The sequence below is a fragment of the Myxococcus sp. RHSTA-1-4 genome (assembly GCF_020037125.1).
Taxonomy (GTDB): domain Bacteria; phylum Myxococcota; class Myxococcia; order Myxococcales; family Myxococcaceae; genus Myxococcus.
The window spans coordinates 181952-200799 of record NZ_JAIQDG010000021.1 but is presented as its reverse complement, the minus strand read 5'-3'; the positions used below and the strand labels follow the sequence as shown (position 1 = coordinate 200799).

Below are 18848 nucleotides of genomic sequence, written 5' to 3'. Positions count from 1 at the left end.
TGACGGCCCGCCTGCTCCTGACGGATGCCCATCAACCAGCCGGCTTGCTCGCCCATCAGCAGACGTGCGCGTCAACAGCGTGAAGCCCGCGCCTACTTCTTCTTGCGGTTCTTCTTCTTGTTTTCCTTCTCCCGCTTGCGGCGCTCCTTGATGGCGTCGCGGTCCTCGGCCTTCGCGCCGGCGGAAGGAGGCGCGTAGCCCATGAGTCGGGCCTTGGCCATGGCGGCCTGGCCCATGGGCGGGGTGTAGCCGGGAGCCACCTGGGGCATCTGCATGGGCATGCCCATGCCGGGCATCCCGCCGCCCATCATCTTCTCCATCATCTTCGCGTCGCCGCCGAACATGCTGGAGAGGTCCATGTTCTTCATCTGCGACAGCTGACCGAGCTGCTTGAAGCCGGGGATGCGGCCCAGCAGGCCCGGATTCTGGCCGATGGTGCCCATCACCTGCTGCATCATCCCGAACTTCTGCAGGAGCTCGCGGACGTCCTCCACCTTGCGGCCGCTGCCCTTGGCGATGCGCTGGATGCGGCTGTTGTTGATGAGGTCCGGCCGCAGGCGCTCCTTCGCCGTCATCGAGTCGTACATCGCCTCGATCTTCGTGAGCTCCTTCTCGTCCGGGTTGAGGTGCTCGGTGAGGTCGCCGAAGAGGGGGAACTTCTCCAGCAGGTCCTTGAGCGGGCCCATCTTCCGGACCATGCGGATCTGCTCGACGAAGTCCTTCATCGAGAACTGGCCGGACAGGAGCTTCTTCGCATCCTCCTCGGCCTTCTTCTCGTCGACGACCTTCTCGAAGTCCTTCATCAGGCCGACGATGTCGCCGAACCCGAGGATGCGGCCCGCGAGGCCGTCCGGGCGGAACTCCTCCAGCTTGTCCATCGACTCGCCCATGCCGAGGAACTTGATGGGCTTGCCGGTGACTTCCTTGATGGACAGCGCCGCGCCGCCGCGGGCGTCACCGTCCAGCTTGGTGAGGATGAAGCCGTCCAGGCCCAGGCGCCGGTCGAACTCGGCGGCGGTGCGCACCGCGTCCTGACCAATCATCGCGTCGCACACCAGGAGGATGGTGTCCGGGTGGACGTTGGACTTGATGGACTCCAGCTCCGTCATCAGCGCCTCGTCGATGGCGAGGCGGCCGGCGGTGTCGATGAGCACCACGTCGCACTTCTGCTCACGGGCGGCGGCGTAGCCGCGCTTCGCCAGCTCGGGAGGCTGGAGGCCGGGCTCGTGGTAGACGGGGACCTTGAGGCGCTCGCCGAGCACCTTGAGCTGGTCCACGGCGGCGGGGCGGTAGATGTCCGCGGCGACGAGCAGCGGCTTGCGCCCCTCCTTGAGGAGCCGGTTGGCGAGCTTGCCGGTGGTCGTCGTCTTACCGGAACCCTGGAGGCCCACCATCATGATGCCGGACAGCTGGCCCTTGGGCTTGAGCGCGAGGCTGGTGTCCACCGGTCCCATGAGGGACTCCAGCTCGTCGTGGCAGATCTTGATGAAGTGGTCCATGGGGCTGACCTTGCGCTTCTGGCCAGCCTTGTCGGTGAGGGTCGTCTGCACGACCTCGCCGACGGCCTTCTCGCGGACGCGGGCAACGAACTTCTTCACCACGTCGAAGGCCACGTCGGCCTCGAGGAGGGACACACGGATGTCGCGGAGCGACTCGTCGACCAGCTCCGGGGTGAGCTCGCTCTTGCCGGCGAGGCGGTTCTTGGCGGAACGGAAGCCCTTGGTGACGGTCTCGAGCATGGGGGGCGCTTTATAACAGGGGAGAGCGGGATGCGACGGTGGAGCGCATCCAGGCCGTCGAAGAGTGGAGAGAAGGGCCCCGACAGCCCCGCCGCGAGGGGAGGCCTGGGCCGGAGGGCCTGAAAACATCAACACTCCTGGGGGGTTGGCGCATCCCTCGGGGGAGGGCGACTCAACCCTGGAATGAGCCGTGGCCACCCCGGGTACTGGGAGGCCCCGGGCGGGAGCCGGGCCTGGCCGCAAGCCCTCCGGGCGCGGAGAGGGGCAGGCCCGTGCTCGGGACCTTTGCCGGGAGCGGGACAGGCCCTATAGGGTGTCGGGCCCAGCGGCACGAGTGGCGGAACTGGCAGACGCAGCGGACTTAAAATCCGCTGGCCCGCAAGGGCCGTCCGGGTTCGATCCCCGGCTCGTGCACTTCCTCCCGGCCAGCGACCTGGGCGAGTCCGGCGGACTCCGAGCGCACGCTCGAGCTCGAAGAAACTCCGCACTGCCCCTGGGGCCGTAGCGGCAGGGCCCACAGCTTCCGAGCGCCGGTGCCGTCCTCGGCGATGAAGAAGACATCCGAGCCGGCGCGAACGAACCTTCTCGGGCTCGAGGAGCCGGCTCCCGGCACCAGCTCGTCGAGCGGCACCGTGCCCTCGGCGGTGCCGTTGCTCACCCACGGCTCACGGCCACGCTGCGAGGCCTCGGCGCTGAAGAACAGGTTGCCCTGGGTGACCATCAGCCCCTCGGGAGCCGCGCTGGCCGCCCCCGGCTCGAGGTCCACGACGAGGCGGGTCCCCACGTCCGTGCCATCACTCACCCACAGCTCGCGCCCGTGCGTGCCATCGTCCGCGGCGAAGAAGAGGCGGGCCCCCATGACGGTGAGGCCACTCGGGAACGAACCCGCCTCGCCGGCCCGGAGGTCCTTCACCCGCTGCGTCCCCTCCGGCGTGCCGTCGCTGCGCCACAGCTCCGCATCCGTGCCCGCGTCCCCCGTGGTGGCGCTGAAGTACAGCCGTCCACCCATGGCCACCAGTCCGCGGACCTCCGAGAACTCGCTCACCGGCTTCGGGGCGCCTCCGTCCGTCACCATCAGGTGGACCTTCGCGTCGTGCACGTGCCCCATGACGAAGAACAGGCGCGGGCCCGCCGCGGTCAGCGACTCCAGGATGCCGCCCTCGCTCGGGACACGGGCCAGCTCGACGGCGCCCGGGCCGCCTCCCTCGCTGCGCATCAGCACCGTGGAGAGCCCCTGGAAGTGCGCGAGGAAATAAAGCGCGCCATCACCCCCTCGCGTCATGCGGTCGGGGGACGTTCCCTCGGGGCCCGGGTCGAGGTCCTGTACCAGGACGGTGCCCTCGGGCGTCCCATCACTGCGCCACAGCTCGCGGCCGTGCTCCGGGTCGCTCGCGGCGAAGTAGAGCAGGCCGTTGTACTCGAACAACGACTGGGGCTCCGAACCCGTGGCTCCGGGCCAGAGGTCCTTCACCCGCCGGGTGCCACCCGCGCTGCCGTCGCTCACCCACAGCTCGCGCCCGTGCTCCGAATCCTCGGCGGCGAAGAAGACCTTGTCCCCCACCCGGGTGGGCTCCGAGGGCATCCGCCCGGTCGGCCCGGGAGCGAAGTCCCGCACGAGGCAGGCCCCCGGCCCTCGGGTGCCGCTGCTCGTCCACACGCCGGGCCCCGCCGCGCCAGCCTCCGCGACGAAGAAGAGGGCGCGCTCGCCGCCCACCATCTCCGGCACGCCCCTGTCCCCTTCTTTTGGAGCAGGCCCCATCGGGAGGGCGGTGCGCCCGCAGGGGGCCCAGGGCAGGGTGTCATCGGGAGGCGGCGGGCCTCCTCCTGGCGGGGGCTTGCCGCCCTGGGATGTCGAGCAGCCGGAAAGCAGCGCGAGCACCAGGGAGAGCTGACGCCAGCACCTCATGAGAGCCTCCTGCGCGGGGACCCTCGTCTATCCGCGCGGAGGTGCGATGTCTGTCTCCCCCGGGAGCAGTCGCGCCTCTGGAACATGACGCTTCCCCAGACCCGGGGTCGATTGGCGCGCGAGCGCTCCCACGTAGGTTCCGCCCTCCACCCGCCAGGAGCTGACTCGGAGGCCGCCATGTCGTGGAGACCCGTCTTTGCCCCGCCGAGGGGGCTCGCGGCCTGGCTCGTCGGATTCGCGGTGCTGGCCTTGCCAGCCCGGGCCCAGGGCCCCGCGCAGGTAGGGCAGTGGTCGAGCGTCATGTCCTGGCCCATCACCGCCACCCACACGCATCTGCAACCTGATGGCAAGGTGATGTTCTTCGGGGAGTTCGACGAGGGGAACCTGCCTCCACGGCGCTGGGACCCCGTCACCAACGCCGTCACCGCGTTGCCGCACCCGGGTTACAACATCTTCTGCGCCGGCCACTCGTACCTCGCGGACGGCAAGCTGCTCGTCACCGGTGGGCACGTGAGGAGCAACGTCGGACTCAACGACGCGAGCCTCTTCGACCCGTTCACGTCCTCGTGGAGCCGCCTGCCGGACATGAATGCCGGGCGCTGGTACCCCACCAACACCACGCTCTCCAACGGGGACGTGATGGTGCTCTCCGGCGACATGAACGGCAGCGGCGACGTCAACACGCTCCCGCAGCGCTTCCTGGCCGGCAGCCGGACCTGGCGGAACATGACCACGGCCCGTCTGGCGCTGCCGCTCTATCCGAAGATGTTCCTCGCCCCCAGTGGCCGGCTCTTCTACGCCGGGCCGTCGCGGGGAAGCCGCTGGCTGCGCACGGCGAGCACCGGCACCTGGAGCTCGGGGCCTTCCAGCAACTTCGGCACCCGGAGCTACGGGCCCGCCGTCTACCTGGATGCCCGGGTGTACGTCATCGGTGGAGGGGACCCGCCGACAGCCACCACCGAGGTCATCGACCTCAACGTGGATGCACCGAGCTGGCGATACGTGTCCTCGATGACCATCCGCCGGCGCCAGCACAACGCGACCCTGCTCCCCGACGGCACGGTGCTCGTCACGGGGGGCAGCTCGGGCAGCGGCTTCGACAACTCGGGCTCCCCGGTCTTCCATGCCGAGGTGTACGACCCCGCCGCCAACCGGTGGACCCGGCTCGCGAGCAACACCGTGTACCGGGGATACCACGCCACCGCGCTGCTGCTCCCGGACGGACGTGTCCTGAGCGCGGGAGGCCGCAACAGGCGCTCCGCGGAGGTCTTCTCGCCGCCCTACCTCTTCAAGGGGGCGCGACCGGCCGTCAGCTCGGCTCCGGACACGGTGATGCCCGGGACGACCTTCACCGTCACGACGCCGGATGCCGCACGAATCACGAAGGTGACGCTCATCGCGCTCGGCTCGGTGACGCACACGTTCGATGAGAACCAGCGGCTCCTCACCTTGAAGTTCACCCCCGGCACCGACTCGCTCACCGTCACCGCGCCGTCCTTCAACAGCCGGGCGCCGCCGGGCTACTACCACCTCTTCCTCGTGAACGACGCGGGAGTCCCCTCGGTGGGGCGGAGGGTGAGGGTGCTGCGGAGGCCGACCACCGCGGCCGGTGCCCTCCAGGATGAGGAGGAGTAGTCCGTTGGCTTCCGAATCCCAGAGCAATACACGGCCTGCTGCTGGCACGTGCGGCCAGGGCTGGGGCACTGTCATGCCCATGACCGGTCCGCGACCCAAGACCTGTGCGGCCTGCGGGCGCGCCATTGCCGCCCACGAGGTGTACTACCGCTTCAAGCTCGTCCTCGAAGGCGAGCAGGACGTGCTCGACATACCTGGAGGCGGAGAGGGAGACGACCTCGCCTCGCTCGTCCGGCGGCTGGAGGAGGGCCCCGAAGACCCGCGCGAGCTGGAGGAGCAGGTGCACTGGGAGCGCACCGGGGTGGTGTGTGCGGGATGCCGCTCGGTGGTGGTGCGGACGCTTGCCCCCGCGCCGGTGACCGCCGGGCCGCATTGAGGGCCATGGCGCGCGGAGGAGGGGACCTCAACCCAGGTGCGCCCCCGCGCTCAGCGCCTCCCGTGTCCGCTCACGCAGTCTCACCATCTCCGGCCAGCCCGCGCCCTCGGGCACCATCGGCTCGCCGATGACGACCGTGATGCGCCCGGGCCGCAGCAGGTGCATCCCCGTCGGCCAGATGCGTCGAGTCCCCTCGATGTGCACCGGTACCAGGGGCCTTCGTGCCTCCACCGCCGCCTTGAAGGCCCCCAGCTTCAACGGCAGCATCCCCGGCCCCCGGGCCCGTGCGCCTTCGGGGAAGACGAGCAGCGAGGTCCCCTCCTGGAGCAGCCGTGACGCCCGCTTCGCGGCCTCGGCCGCTGGCCCCGCGTGGAAGCGGTCCACGAGCAGGTGCCCCGACTGTCTCATCGCCCTTCCCACCACCGGCCAGCTTCCCGCCTCCCGCTGTGCCACCGCCCGGAAGTCCACCGGCAGCACCGCGAGCAGAACGACCGAGTCCAGGTAGCTCACGTGCCTCGCCACCAGCACCCACGGCCCCTCGCCCCGCAGGTGCTCCTCGCCCTCCACTCGAACCGGACAGCCCGCCGCCCTCAGCAGCCAGCGCGAGCCCCTCCGCACCCGCCGGTCCGTTCTCGGCCCCGCCGGCGTCGCCCACAGCGCCACCTCCAGGAGCGGCGCCGCCAGCGACACCAGCGCCGTGAAGTACCCCGTGTACGCCGCCGCGCCCAACGTGCCCAGCAGCCGTCCCGCCCGTGCCTTCAAGGTGCTCACCGCGAGGCGCGCGTACTGCGTCCACACCCCGCGCCGGCCCCGGGACAGCGCGCCTTCCTCCCAGGCTTCTCGCGTGGCGCCCCGGCGGAGCTTGCCGCTCGACGTCTTGCGCACCGCCCCCGGCGGCGCCAGCTCCACCTCGTCCGGCGGCAGCTCCAGCACCTCCGCCACCCGCCGCACGATGGCGGCTCGCAGCCGCTCACGTGCCTCGCGCGAGCGCTCCCGCGTCTCCGCCACCACCACCAGCCGCTCCGTCCCCCCCCTCGGGTCCGGCTGCCCGAAGGCCACCACGCACCCCTTGCGCACGCCGTCCACCTCTCCCACCAGCTCCTCGATTTCAGACGGGTACAGGTTGCGGCCCGCCTTGATGATGAGCTCCTTGCTCCGTCCCGTCACGTACAGCTCCCCATCCGCCAGGTAGCCCAGGTCCCCCGAGTCCATCCACCCGTCGTGCAGCACCCGCCGCGTCGCCATCGCATTGCGGTAGTACCCTGGTGTCACCGACGGCCCGCGGAACTCGATGTGGCCTCGAATCCGCTCACCCACCGGGTGGCCGCTCTCGTCGACGATTCGCACCGTGTAGCCGGGCAGGGGGCTCCCGCATGAGACGAAGCGCAGCGCCCTCGTGACTTCCGCCGGGGTGGGGCGCGCCTCTCCCTCCCGCTCGAAGGGCCCACGTTCAATCGCGTCGACGCGCGGCGGCCGGCCCGGTGGAGGGAAGGTGAGCGCCACCGCCACCTCGGCCAGCCCGTACGCGGGGAAGAGCGCCCCCGCCTTCAGCCCGTATGAAGAGAAGCGCCGCGTGAAGCGCTCCAGCGTCTCCGGGCTCACCGCCTCCGAGCCGTTCAGCGCCACCCGCCAGGCGCTCAGGTCCAGCCCCGAAAGCTCCTCGTCACGCACCTTCTTCACACACAGGTCGAAGGCGAAGTTCGGTGCCGCCGAGAGCGTCCCCCGGTGCGCGTGCAGCGCGTGCAGCCAGCGCACCGGGCGCGTGAGGAAGGCCAGCGGCGAGAGGAACGTGACTGGCACTCCATACGTCAACGGCATCAGCCACGAGCCGATGAGCCCCATGTCGTGGTACAGCGGCAGCCAGCTCACCGCCACGTCCTCGGGGCCCACCCGCATTGCCCGGCCGATGGCCCGGATGTTGGCCAGCAGGTTGCCGTGCGTGAGCAGCACCCCCTTCGGCGCCCCCGTGCTGCCCGAGGTGTACTGGAGGAGCGCCCCGTCCGCCGCCTCCACGTGCACCGCCGGCGCGCTCGCGTCCGTCCACTGGAGCTCCCCGGACGTCAGCGTGCGCCGCAGCGAGGGCGCGCGGGCCTTCAGCATCGCGCCCACCCTGCGCGCCTCGTCGAAGGTGACGAGCACCCGCGGGCTCGCGTTGCGCAGAATCCCCACCTGCCGTCCCACGTACTCCTCCAGCCTGTCCAGCCGGAAGGGTGGGTAGAGGGGCGTCGGAAGGCCTCCCGCCAGCAGCGCGCCGAAGAAGCACGAGAAGAAGTCCGCCTCCGTGCGCAGCATGAGGGCCACCGGCTCGCCGCGCTCCACGCCCGCGTCCACCAGCGCCGCCGCCACTCCCGAGGCCCTCGCCCACAGCGTGCCGTATGTCAGCGGGTGCTCCGTGCCGTCCTCCTGGCGCAGGAAGAGGTGGGTGCGCTCGGGGTGGGCCTCCGCGTGCCAGCGCAGCACGTCCGTCAGGAGCCTCGCGGTGCCGGGGGCCGCCCTCGCGGGAGGCAGTGTGGCTCGCGGGACGGGGAGCGCCTCCGCGACGGCCGGGTGTGCCTCGGAGATGAGCCGGGCCAGCTCTCGTGCGCACGTGGCCCGGGCCACTGCTTCGTCCGGCAGCGTGACGCCGAACGCCTGCTGCAGCCTCAGCAGCAGCTCCACCCGCTCCAGGCTGCCGAGTCCGAGCTCCGTGTCCAGGGGGGCCTCCGCGCTCAGGTCCTCCACCGCGCGCGGCTGGCCGAGCTCGGACAAGAGACCTCCCAAGACGTCGAGCACCCCGTGCTCAACGGCCTGCCATGCACCGGGAGGGCCCTGCGCGGCCATGGCTACACCCCCTCTCCATGGAGTTGAGGCGCGCCGCGCGCGTGGCACCCCGCTGCCTTTCGAGCGCCCCCGCATCAGCCCGGCCCAACGGGCATCGGCCGGGGCCGTGCCTGCTCCTCCCAGGGCAGCCGAGCTTGCGCGCGTCGAGCACCTCCAACCGGTTGTTGGCGGGTGTACGGCATCCCTGACCCGGGGAATGGCACCAGGGGTGTCCACCGAAGCGTGAGTGCCCCACCCGGACAGGTCAGTCCATTGGCTGGGGAGAGAAAGTTCCAGAAGGGACTCTGTTGCGTCGATAACGAGAGCGCCGCTCCGGACGGTGCGCCCCCTCGCGATGACTATGTTCCCCGTGCTGAATCGGAACGGAGTCGCTCAGGAGGGCCAAGAGACGATGCCCAGGTCCACCGGTAATGCCCAGGTTGGAGGCACGCCGTGACGGCCGTCGTCATCATTGGCGCTGGCTCCTATGGAGTCGTCTACAAGGAGTACCTCGAGGCGGACGGCCGCTGGGACGTGCGGGCCTTCCTCGACGATGACCCCGCGATGCAGGGCACGACGGTCGCCGGTCTGCCCGTGCTGGGGACGACCGCGGAGCTCCCCCACCTCCGCGAGCGCGGCATCGAGGGGGCTTTCGCCCCCATCGGAAACAACTCCGTGCGGGTGCAGCTCCTCGCGCGAGTACGCGCCGCGGGAATGCGGACCCCCAACTTCGTGCACGCGTCCGTCATCACGGCCTCGACGCCGCAACCGGACTCGGGGGTCTACATCCTGGCGGGGACGGTCATCATGCCCCTCGTCCAGATTGGCGAGTTCGTCATGATCAGCATGGGCGTCAAGATTGCCCACCACACCACCCTGGAGCGGGGTGTCTTCCTGTCCACGGGAGTGAATGTCGGCGCCGGCATCCACGTGGGGGAGCGCGCCTTCCTGGGCATTGGCAGCACGGTGGTGACCAAGGTCCGCTCGGTGGGCGCGGACTCGTTGATTGGCGCCGGAGCGGTGGTCCTCAAGGACGTCCCCGCGGGAATCACGGTCGTGGGTGTGCCGGCGCGGCCGCTCCAACGCGGCGCCGCGAAGCCTCCGCAAGACGTCGAATGACTCCCAGGGAGGCCACCCGCCGCTCGTGCTGCCCCGGAGGGCAGGGGGCTGTTGCCTGGACGGGGCGTCGTATTGCCTGCCAGACATCGGGACACTCCCGCGATTGCTCATGCGCGCCCCGCCCGGATGATGCGTGACCGGGGGAGCCTCGGGGGAGGCTCACGACATCTCGGAGAACTTCAATGAGGCGCGTCCTGCTATGGGTCGGGATGCTGTGCATGAGCGCATGCGCGTGGGGACCCGGCATGCACATGGACGAGGACGCGTTCCGGGAACGGTACGCGGGGAGGGCGGACGCAGGCGCCGATGACGCGTATGAGATTGTCCCCATCACCGCCGAGCTGCTGGGCAGGCAGCTCGAGGCGCGCCGCAAGGCCCCGCCCGCGCGGGTGGAGGACCCGCTGGCGAAGGCCGCGGAGGACTACGAGTACCGGGTGGCTCCCTACGACGTGCTGAACGTCATCGTGTATGACCACCCCGAGCTCACGATTCCAGCGGGCGAGTTCCGCTCCCCCGAGGCCAGCGGCCACCCGGTGGCGGCCGACGGGACGATGTTCTTCCCCCATGCCGGAATCATCCACGTCGCCGGCAAGACGTTGCCGGAGATTCGCGAGCTGCTGACGCGGCGGCTGACCGCCGTCATCGAGCAGCCGCAGCTCGACGTGCGCGTGGCGGGCTTCCGGGGGCAGCGGGTCCAGGTCACCGGGGAGGTTGCTTCTCCCACCACCGTCCCCATCACCGACGTGCCCCTGCGGGTGCAGGACGCCATCAGCCAGGCGAAGGGCTTCACCCAGGAGGCGGACCTGCGCGCCCTCGTGCTCACCCGGGATGGCAAGACCTACACCCTCGACCTGCAGGCACTCTACGAGGAGGGCGACACCCGCCAGAACTGGCTCCTCCAGGATGGGGACGTCCTCCATGTCCCCGACCGGAGCCGGAACAAGGTCTTCGTCCTCGGCGAGGTTCGCAGGCCCTCCTCGCGCGTCATGGTGAAGGGCCGCATGTCGCTCGCGGAGGCGATTGGCGACAGCGAGGGCTTCGACCCCGTGACGTCGAACCCCTCCAAGGTCTACGTCATCCGCGGCAGCTTCGACCGGCCTTCCATCTACAAGCTCGATGCCGGCTCGCCGGACGCTCTCCTGCTCGCCACGCAGTTCCAACTTCAACCACGTGACGTGGTGTTCGTCTCGGCGCACGACTTGACGCGCTGGAACCGCATCATCAGTCAAATCGAGCCAACAGTCCGGCTGCTCTGGGAGGCGGTGCGGATCGGCGACGACACCATCATCTTCCGGTCTCAATGAGGAGCCACTCCAACCGAGACAGGGCCACCGCCCGCTCCAGCAAGGGTGCGACACCGGACGACGAGCTCGACCTCGGAGCCCACCTGGGCATCCTGCTCGAGCACCGCTGGCCGATTGCCGCGACCCTCGTCATCTCGCTGCTGGTGGGGGCCACCTACATGGCCGTCGCCACGCCCATCTACCGCGCCAACGCCGTCCTCCAGATAGAGCAGGAGGGCGGCGGAGTGGACGGGCTCGAGGAGCTGTTCGGGGACCTCTCCGGGCAGGTCTCCACGGAGATGGAGGTCCTCAGCTCGCGGGAGCTGCTGGGCCGGGTGGTCGACGAGCTGCGGCTGGATGTGTCCGCCAAGCCGCTGCGCTTCCCATTCATGGGCGCGATGCTCGCCCTCGCCCACCAGGGGCCGGGCCTCGCCGAGCCCCCGTGGGCCTACCTGGGTGAGTACGCCTGGGGCGGAGAGCGCATCCGCGTGGACAAGCTCGTCGTGCCCGGGGAACTGGAGGACGTTCCGCTCACGCTGGTGGCGGGGGAGGCGGGCGCGTACACGCTGCTCGGCCCGGACTCCACCCCGCTGCTCAGCGGGCGCGTGGGCACACCCGCCACGACGCCGCCGGGCTCGCCCCAGCGGGTGGAGCTCCAGGTCTCCGAGCTCCAGGCCCGCCCGGGAACACGGTTCCAGGTGAGGCGGCGCTCCCGTCTCCAGGTGGTGGAGTCGCTCCAGCGCTCACTGCGCCTGAGCGAGAAGGGCGTCAGCACCGGCGTGCTCATCGCGGTGCTCGAGGGGCCGGACCCGGAGGGCATCTCCGCCACGCTCCAGGCCATCGTGAAGCACTATGTCCACCAGAACGTCCAGCGCAGGAACGAGGAGGCCGAGCGGGCCCTGGCGTTCCTCGACAGCCAGCTTCCCGGCCTGCGCCAGGAGCTGGAGCGCGCGGAGGCGGCCCTCAGCGCCCACCGCGCGGGGAAGGGGACGGTCGACCTCGACCTGGAGACCAAGGCCCTCCTGGACCGCGGCATCGAAATCGATGCGTCCCTCTCGCAGCTCGAGCTCCAGCGCACCGAGCTTCAGCAGCGCTTCACCGGCAGGCATCCGATGATGCGGACCGCGAACCGGAAGCTGGCGCGGCTGAGGGCCGAGCGCGACGCCCTCAACGCCCGTCTCAAGGCCCTGCCGGCCGTGGACGTCGAGGCGGCCAGGCTCCAGCGGGACGTGGAGGTCGCCAACGCGCTGTACCGCCAGCTCAACAACAAGGCCCAGGAGTACCGGGTGCTGAAGTCGAGCACCGTCGGCACCGCGCGCATCCTCGATGAGGCCGTGGTGACGCGTGAGCCCGTGCGCCCCTCCCAGGCGGGGGTCCTCACGGTCAGCATCGTGATGGGGCTGACGCTGGGTGTCGCGCTCGCCTTCACCCGGCAGGCGCTCCAGCGGGGAGTGTCGGACCCCGCCGCGCTCGAGGCGCGGCTCGGGCTCCCCGTCTATGCCTCCATTCCCCTCATGAAGAGTCCCTCGCTCCGGGCCCGCGGCATGCACACCGTCGTGGCCAGGACGCACCCTCGCGACGTGGTCGTCGAGAGCCTCCGCGGACTGCGGACCAGCCTCCAGTTCGCGATGAAGGACGCGCCCAACAACGTGGTCGCCATCACCGGGCCGAGCCCGGGTGTCGGCAAGTCCTTCATCGCCGTCAACCTCGCCTGGGTGCTGGCGGATTCCGGCAAGCGCATCCTGCTCGTGGACGCCAACCTGCGCGGGGGCTGGCTCCACCGCTGCTTCGGTGTCGCGCGCTCCCAGGGCCTCTCCGAGCTCATCAGCGGCACGGCCGGGGTGGACGAGGTGATTCAGCCGGTCCACGAGCGGCGCCTGTCCTTCCTGTCCACGGGCGAGCTGCCCCCCAATCCCGCCGAGCTGCTGCTGAGCGACAGGTTCGCGGCGCTCGTGGCGTGGATGTCGGCCGAGTACGACCTGGTCCTCATCGACACGCCGCCCATCCTGGCGGTGACCGACGCGGCGCTCGTGGGCAGGCACGCGGGAGTCAGCCTGATGGTGGTGCGCGCGGGCGCCCACCCGATGCGGGAGGTGGTCGCGGCCGTCAAGCGGCTGGAGCTGAACGGCGTCCAGGCCCGGGGCGTCATCTTCAACGGCGTGCCGCGCTCGCCGAGGGGACGCGCCGTGAGCGGCATCTACCAGTACGAGTACCCGGCGGCGGGCTGAGCAGGGGCGGGAGGATGCCGTGAGCGGGTTCCGATGCGCAGCGCTGGGCTTCATCGTCGCGCTTTACGTGCTCGCGGGCCGCTGGGGGTTCTACCGGCTGGGCTCCCGGTATGCCTACCAGGACCCGCTCCTGGAGCTGCGTCTGTGGGTCGTCATGGGAGGGCTCCTGCTCGCCACCGTGGGGGCGGCCCATGCCGCCCACCGCACGGCGAGGCAGGGAGAGGCGCGGCCCGACGTCCGGCTCATGGCGGCGCTGCTGATGTTCTTCGGGTACCTGGGCACCGCCGCCATCTGGGCACCCGACGCGCAGCGCGCCGTCTGGAAGCTCTACGAGGTCATCCTGGCCGCCGTGATGACCCTGGGCGTCGGGCTCGCCGCGCTCCGCCTGCCGGCGGACCGCGTGCTGAGCGCGTTCTGGTCCATCGTCGTCGCCGCCACGGGGCTGCTGGCGCTGGTCGGCGTGCGCCAGTTCCTGGGAGGAGGCGGCGGCGCGCGGCTGGCGGTGATGGGGGGCGGGCCGAACGTCTTCGCCCGGCTCATGGGGATGTTCGCGCTCGGCGCCCTGTATTTCTGGCGGCGGGGGGGACGCACGTGGCTCTGGGTTCCGATGGCGGCCACCGGCATCCTCCTCGCGGTCCTCACCGGCTCGCGCGGTGGAGCCCTCTCCATCATCGCGGCCTTCCTCGTCTTCCTCGCCGTGGGACGCATCCCGCTGCGCCGGCTCGTCCTCCTGTCGCTGCTCGCCACGGTCGCCAGCGTGGCCGTCGTCTCGTTCACGCCCCTGGGGAAGGCCCTGAGCCACTCCATGGAGGAGCGGTTCCTCAAGCTGACCCTGAAGTACAACGGGAGCGGCTCGGCGGAGAGCGGGGTGTACCTGTCGGGGCGTGAGATTCTGTACGCCCGGGCCATCTCGCTCGGGAGCACCGCCCCGGTGATGGGGGCCGGGCTCGCGGCCTTCCCCGCGCTCGGGCTGGGCCTCTATCCCCACAACCTCTTCCTCGAGGTGTTCTGCGAGAGCGGCCTGCTGGGGCTCATGTTCCTCGGCGCGGTCCTGCTCGCCTGGCTCCGCGCGGCACTCCGGCATCGCCGCGGCCTGGACGCGGCGACGGTCGGCGCGGTGGTGCTGGTGCTGGTGGGAAGCCAGGCCAGCGGCGACCTCTACGACGCCCGCTCCCTCTTCCTGTTGATGGTGCTGTCCGCGTTCTGCACCACGGCCGCGGAGACGGCGCCGGCGCGTTTCCATCCAGAGGCCCGTGCCACTTCCGAAGGAGCGACCTGAAATGAAGATCATCTACCTCCACCAGTACTTCACCACGCCCGCGATGCAGGGCGGGACGCGGTCCTACGAGCTCGCCCGCCGCCTGGTCCGCATGGGCCACGAGGTGCACATGGTGACCTCGGACCGCCATCCCGATGGAGCCGCGCGGGGCTGGCGCGAAACGGACGAGAGCGGCATCCACGTGCACTGGCTGCCGGTGCCCTACTCCCAGAAGATGAGCTACCCGGACCGGATGCGTGCCTTCGGCAGCTTCGCCGTCAACGCCTCGCATCGGGCCGCGCAGCTCGGAGGCGACGTCGTCTTCGCCACGAGCACACCGCTGACCATCGCGGTGCCCGGCATCGTCGCCTCGCGCTGGAGGAACCGGCCCATGGTCTTCGAGGTGAGGGACCTCTGGCCCGCCATCCCCATCGCCGTGGGTGCCCTCAAGAGCCGCCCGGCCATCCTCGCCGCCCAGGCGCTGGAGCGGGCCGCGTACGCGGGCGCGGCGCACATCGTCGCGCTCTCGCCGGGGATGAAGGCCGGGGTGGAGGCGGCGGGCGTGGCCCCGGACAAAATCACCGTCATCCCCAACCTCTGCGACCCGGAGCGCTTCCTGGTCCCCGCGTCGGAGGGCGAGGCGTTCCGGCGGAAGTACCCGTGGCTCCAGGACCGGCCCATGGTGCTGTACGCGGGCACCCTGGGCCGGGTGAATGGCGTGGACTACCTCGTCCGGCTCGCGGCGGACATGCTGGCGAGAGACGCGGAGGTGCGCTTCGTCATCGTGGGGCGGGGAAACGAGGAGCCCGCCCTGCACGCGCTGGCGGAGCGGCTCGGGGTGAAGGACCGCAACCTCTTCTTCCTGCCCCCGGTGGTGAAGGCGGAGGTGCCCGCCGTGCTCTCCGCGGCCACCATCGCCACGTCCCTCTTCACCGACGTGCCGGGCATGGAGGACAACTCCGCCAACAAGGTCTTCGACGCGCTCGCCGCCAGCCGGCCGCTCGCGCTCAACTACGGGGGCTGGCAGGCGGAGTTGCTCGAGCAGGAGCGGTTCGGCCTGTACCTGCCTCCCAAGGACATTTCCGCCGCGGGGGCCCTGCTGGCGAGCCGGGTGCGTGACTCCCGGTGGCTCGCGGAGGCCGGCAGCCGGGCGGGACGGCTCGGCAGGGAGCGCTTCTCCGCGGACGCCGCGGCGCTCCGGCTCGCCGAGGTGCTCCAGCGCACGGTGGGCAGGGCATGACGCGGCGCCGGTCGGCGGGGAGGAACTTCGCGTGGACGCTCTCGGCGGGGCTCGTCTACGCGCTCGCCCAGTGGGGCGTGCTGGTCCTGCTCGCGCGGCTCGGCACGGTGGAGCGGGTCGGCGAGTTCGCGCTCGGGCTCGCCATCACCGCTCCGGTGATGCTCATGGCGCGGATGCAGTTGCGCTCGCTCCAGGCCACCGATGCGCGGGGCGCGTATGGCTTCGAGCACTACCTCGGGCTGATGGGGCTCAACGTGCTCGGAGGCGTGCTGCTGTGCGGCGGCATCGCCCTGGTGGGGGGATACTCCGCGAGCGCAGGCGTCGTCATCGCGCTGCTGGCGGTGGCCAAGGGCTTCGAGTGCCTCAGCGACGTGTTCTACGGCGCGCTTCAGCGGGCGGAGCGGATGGTCTTCATCGCCCGTTCCATCATCGCCAAGAGCGTGCTCTCCGTGGTGCTCGTGGCGCTCGCGCTCTGGACCACGGGCAGCTCGGTGGTGGCGGCGGCCGCGCTGGGGCTCTCCTGGGCGCTGGTGCTCTTCGTGCTCGACGTGCCCACCTACCGCCGTGAGTTCGGAGGCGCGAATCCCTGGCTCCAGCTGTGGCGGGCGCCCTGGCGTGAGCAGGGCACCCGCATGTGGAGCCTCTTGGGGCTCGCCTACGCGCTTGGCATCACCGCGCTGCTGGGCTCGTTGCGCCCCAACGTCCCCCGCTACCTGCTGGAGGCGCATGCCGGCCAGGCGGAGCTGGGCGTGTACGCCGCGCTCGCGTACTTCTCGGCGCTGGGCGGCCGGGTGGTCCATGCGCTCGGGCAGGTGCTGAGCCCCCGGCTGGGGCGCTATCACGCGGCGGGAGACCAGCGCCGCTATGGCCGCGCGCTCCTGGGCTTCGCGGGTGGAGCGGCGCTGGTGGGCCTCTGCGCCATCACCTGCGCGGTGCTGCTTGGACGCCAGGTGCTGACGCTCTTCTATGGGGCTCCGTACGCGCGCAACCTCGGCCTGTTCGTCTGGCTCATGGTGGCCGCCTCGCTGGAGTACGTCGGCGTGAGCCTCCAGTTCGCGCTCACGGCGGCGCGGGAGCTGAAGGCGCAGGTCGCGATGCTCGTCCTGTCCGTCGCGGTGGTGGCGCTGGGGAGCCTCTGGTGGGTGCCCTCCGCGGGCCCCGTGGGGGCGGCGTGGGCGCTGGCACTGGGCTGGCTCGCCGAGCTGAGCTGCAGCGGCTGGCTCGCCCTGCGTGCGTGGCGGCGCCTGGGGCGCAAGGAGGCGAGCCCGGCGCCCGGCGGTCCGGGGACGCAGGTGACACCTGGCGCGGATACGGTCGCCTGAGCCCCCCGGCGGGGGAGCCCCGGTGCCCGGGTCGCGACAGCGAGCACTGCTCATGGGCAGGTGGTGGGGACGCACGGTGGTACCCACGTTCGCGTGTGAAAGAGAATCGGAAGCGGGGGCGGGCGGATGCGACGACAGGCTGGGACGGCGCTCTTCTTCAAGAAATGCATCGACCGGCTGGCCGCGGCCGCGGGACTCCTCTGCTTCGCCCCGGTGATGGCCGCGACGGCACTGGCCGTCCGCGTCTCCATGGGCCGCCCGGTGCTCTTCCGCCAGCAGCGCCCGGGACGTGGGGGCAGGACGTTCCAGCTCGTGAAGTTCCGCACCATGCTCGACGCCCGGGGCGCGGACGGCCGTCCACTTCCGGACGCGCAGCGCCTCACGCGGCTCGGACGGTTCCTGCGCTCGGCCAGCCTGGACGAGCTTCCACAGCTCTGGAACGTGCTGCGCGGCGACATGAGCCTGGTGGGCCCGCGCCCGCTCCTGGTCGAGTACCTGCCGCGCTACTCCGCCGAGCAGGCGCGGCGCCACGAAGTGCTTCCGGGCATCACCGGCTGGGCGCAGGTGAACGGACGCAACGCGCTGGACTGGGAAGAGCGCTTCCGGCTCGACGTCTGGTACGTGGACCACTGGAGCCTGTGGCTCGACGCGAGGATTCTCGCGTTGACCTTCCTGCGCGTCGTGCAGCGCCAGGGCATCGCCCCGGAGGGGCGCATGACGATGTACCCCTTCCTGGGCAACAGTGAAGGGCCTCGGGCTCAGCGGGCCTGATGCACGGCCTTCACCACCTCCACCACCCGGGCCAGGTCGTCCGGAGTGAGGTTGGAGCCGGACGGCAGGCACAGGCCGTGCTGGAACAGCTCCTCCGCCACGTGGCCGCCCCGCCGCTCGAAGGTGGAGAACACCGGCTGCTGGTGCATGGGCTTCCACACCGGCCGCGCCTCGATGTCCTCCCGCTCCAGCGCGAGCCGCACCGCCTCGCGGTCCGCGCCGAAGCGCACCGGGTCGATGGTCAGCGTCGTCAGCCAGCGCGTGTGCCGCCCCCAGGGGGCCTCGGGCATGAAGGTGATGCCCGGCACGTCGGCGAGCTCGCGGACGTAACAGGCATGATTCCAGCGCCGCGCGGCGACACGCTCCTCCAGCACCCGGAGCTGCGCGCGGCCGATGGCCGCCAGCACGTTGCTGAGCCGGTAGTTGTAGCCCACCTCGGAGTGCTGGTAGTGCGGCGCGGCGTCGCGCGCCTGGGTGGCGAGCTTGAGCGCGTGGCGGATGAGCGCCTCGTCGGGTGACACCAGCATCCCTCCACCCGACGTGGTGATGATCTTGTTCCCGTTGAAGGAGTAGATGCCGGCGCGGCCCAGCGTGCCCGGGACACGCCCCTTGTACGTGCTGCCCAGGGCCTCCGCCGCGTCCTCGATGACCGGCACGCCGTGGCGGTCGCAGGCCGCGAGGATGGGGTCCAGGTCGGCGCTCTGTCCGTAGAGGTGGACCACGACCACCGCGCGAGGCAGCTTTCCGGAGCGGGCGCGGGCCTCCAGCTCCTCTTCCAGCAGGGCGGGGTCCATGTTCCAGGAGGCGCGCTCGCTGTCGATGAAGACGGGGGACGCCCCCAGGTAGCGGATGGGATTCACCGAGGCGGAGAAGGTGAGGGTGCTCACCAGCACGTCGTCTCCCGGGCCCACGCCGGCCAGCTGGAGCGCGAGGTGGAGCGCGGCCGTGCCGGAGCTCAGCGCGAGCGCGTGCGGCGCTCCGACGCAGCGGGCGAATTCCTCCTGGAAGGCGTCGACGTGGGGGCCCAGCGGGGCAATCCAGTTGCTCGCGAACGCCTCGTCCACGTAGCCACGCTCGAGTCCTCCCAGGTGCGGCGAGGACAGGTGGATGCGCTGGGGCATGGGCTTCACTCCTGGAAAGGGGCCGGGCGGCCGCGTCTCGGTCTGCCCGGA

12 protein-coding genes, 1 tRNA gene and 1 pseudogene are annotated in these 18848 nt (G+C 71.0%); 10 read left to right on the top strand and 4 right to left on the bottom strand.

Annotation, left to right across the window (positions count from 1 at the left end; all coding sequences use genetic code 11):
- Positions 1 to 92: 92 nt before the first annotated feature.
- Entirely contained in the window at positions 93 to 1739 is a 1647-nt protein-coding gene (gene ffh, locus K8638_RS27170; RefSeq protein ID WP_223757542.1) for a signal recognition particle protein, read from the bottom strand.
- Positions 1740 to 2067: 328 nt separating this feature from the next.
- Between ffh and K8638_RS27165 the strand changes: the two genes are divergently transcribed.
- Positions 2068 to 2153: transfer RNA gene (locus K8638_RS27165), tRNA-Leu, on the top strand.
- Positions 2154 to 2514: 361 nt separating this feature from the next.
- Here K8638_RS27165 and K8638_RS45310 read toward each other — a convergent pair.
- Positions 2515 to 3321: pseudogene (locus K8638_RS45310) on the bottom strand (ELWxxDGT repeat protein); the annotation flags it as partial.
- 501 nt (positions 3322 to 3822) lie between these two features.
- Here K8638_RS45310 and K8638_RS27155 point away from each other — a divergent pair.
- Together K8638_RS27155 and K8638_RS27150 are read left to right on the top strand one after the other, a co-directional pair.
- Entirely contained in the window at positions 3823 to 5280 is a 1458-nt protein-coding gene (locus K8638_RS27155) for a galactose oxidase-like domain-containing protein (RefSeq protein WP_223757541.1), read from the top strand.
- A gap of 79 nt (positions 5281 to 5359) precedes the next feature.
- On the top strand, positions 5360 to 5656 hold the full coding sequence (locus tag K8638_RS27150) for a hypothetical protein (RefSeq protein ID WP_223757540.1): 297 nt from the start codon (positions 5360 to 5362) through the stop codon (positions 5654 to 5656).
- A 27-nt stretch (positions 5657 to 5683) separates the two neighbouring features.
- Here K8638_RS27150 and K8638_RS44955 read toward each other — a convergent pair whose 3' ends face one another.
- Positions 5684 to 8404, bottom strand: coding sequence for an AMP-binding protein (locus tag K8638_RS44955; protein ID WP_305071196.1), 2721 nt, complete (start codon positions 8402 to 8404; stop codon positions 5684 to 5686).
- Positions 8405 to 8908: 504 nt separating this feature from the next.
- Between K8638_RS44955 and K8638_RS27135 the strand changes: the two genes are divergently transcribed.
- From K8638_RS27135 to K8638_RS27105, 7 genes are all read left to right on the top strand, one after another.
- Entirely contained in the window at positions 8909 to 9574 is a 666-nt protein-coding gene (locus tag K8638_RS27135; RefSeq protein ID WP_223757539.1) for an acetyltransferase, read from the top strand.
- Positions 9575 to 9756: 182 nt separating this feature from the next.
- On the top strand, positions 9757 to 10878 hold the full coding sequence (locus K8638_RS27130) for a polysaccharide export protein (RefSeq protein WP_223757538.1): 1122 nt from the start codon (positions 9757 to 9759) through the stop codon (positions 10876 to 10878).
- Complete coding sequence (locus tag K8638_RS27125) at positions 10875 to 13085, top strand: polysaccharide biosynthesis tyrosine autokinase (protein ID WP_223757537.1); 2211 nt, start codon at positions 10875 to 10877, stop codon at positions 13083 to 13085. Before K8638_RS27130 ends, K8638_RS27125 begins: the two co-directional genes overlap by 4 nt.
- A gap of 19 nt (positions 13086 to 13104) precedes the next feature.
- Entirely contained in the window at positions 13105 to 14364 is a 1260-nt protein-coding gene (locus K8638_RS27120) for an O-antigen ligase family protein (protein WP_223757536.1), read from the top strand.
- A 1-nt stretch (position 14365) separates the two neighbouring features.
- Complete coding sequence (locus K8638_RS27115) at positions 14366 to 15583, top strand: glycosyltransferase family 4 protein (RefSeq protein WP_223757535.1); 1218 nt, start codon at positions 14366 to 14368, stop codon at positions 15581 to 15583.
- On the top strand, positions 15580 to 16905 hold the full coding sequence (locus K8638_RS27110) for a lipopolysaccharide biosynthesis protein (RefSeq protein ID WP_223757534.1): 1326 nt from the start codon (positions 15580 to 15582) through the stop codon (positions 16903 to 16905). The genes K8638_RS27115 and K8638_RS27110 overlap by 4 nt, the downstream gene beginning before the upstream one ends.
- 126 nt (positions 16906 to 17031) lie before the next feature.
- On the top strand, positions 17032 to 17676 hold the full coding sequence (locus tag K8638_RS27105; RefSeq protein WP_223757533.1) for a sugar transferase: 645 nt from the start codon (positions 17032 to 17034) through the stop codon (positions 17674 to 17676).
- Here the strand turns inward: K8638_RS27105 and K8638_RS27100 are convergent.
- Positions 17664 to 18797 (bottom strand): DegT/DnrJ/EryC1/StrS aminotransferase family protein, encoded by a 1134-nt coding sequence (locus tag K8638_RS27100; RefSeq protein ID WP_223757532.1) that lies wholly within the window; start codon positions 18795 to 18797, stop codon positions 17664 to 17666. The two genes, K8638_RS27105 and K8638_RS27100, sit on opposite strands and share 13 nt — an antisense overlap.
- Positions 18798 to 18848: the final 51 nt, after the last annotated feature.

Excerpts from the sequence above, each read along its gene's own strand:
- ffh (WP_223757542.1), bottom strand. The coding sequence starts at position 1,739 with ATGCTCGAGACCGTCACCAAGGGCTTCCGTTCCGCCAAGAACCGCCTC.
- K8638_RS27150 (WP_223757540.1), top strand. The coding sequence starts at position 5,360 with ATGACCGGTCCGCGACCCAAGACCTGTGCGGCCTGCGGGCGCGCCATT.
- K8638_RS27100 (WP_223757532.1), bottom strand. The coding sequence starts at position 18,797 with ATGCCCCAGCGCATCCACCTGTCCTCGCCGCACCTGGGAGGACTCGAG.
- K8638_RS27130 (WP_223757538.1), top strand. The coding sequence starts at position 9,757 with ATGAGGCGCGTCCTGCTATGGGTCGGGATGCTGTGCATGAGCGCATGC.
- K8638_RS27125 (WP_223757537.1), top strand. The coding sequence starts at position 10,875 with ATGAGGAGCCACTCCAACCGAGACAGGGCCACCGCCCGCTCCAGCAAG.
- K8638_RS27110 (WP_223757534.1), top strand. The coding sequence starts at position 15,580 with ATGACGCGGCGCCGGTCGGCGGGGAGGAACTTCGCGTGGACGCTCTCG.
- K8638_RS27155 (WP_223757541.1), top strand. The coding sequence starts at position 3,823 with ATGTCGTGGAGACCCGTCTTTGCCCCGCCGAGGGGGCTCGCGGCCTGG.
- K8638_RS27105 (WP_223757533.1), top strand. The coding sequence starts at position 17,032 with ATGCGACGACAGGCTGGGACGGCGCTCTTCTTCAAGAAATGCATCGAC.
- K8638_RS27115 (WP_223757535.1), top strand. The coding sequence starts at position 14,366 with ATGAAGATCATCTACCTCCACCAGTACTTCACCACGCCCGCGATGCAG.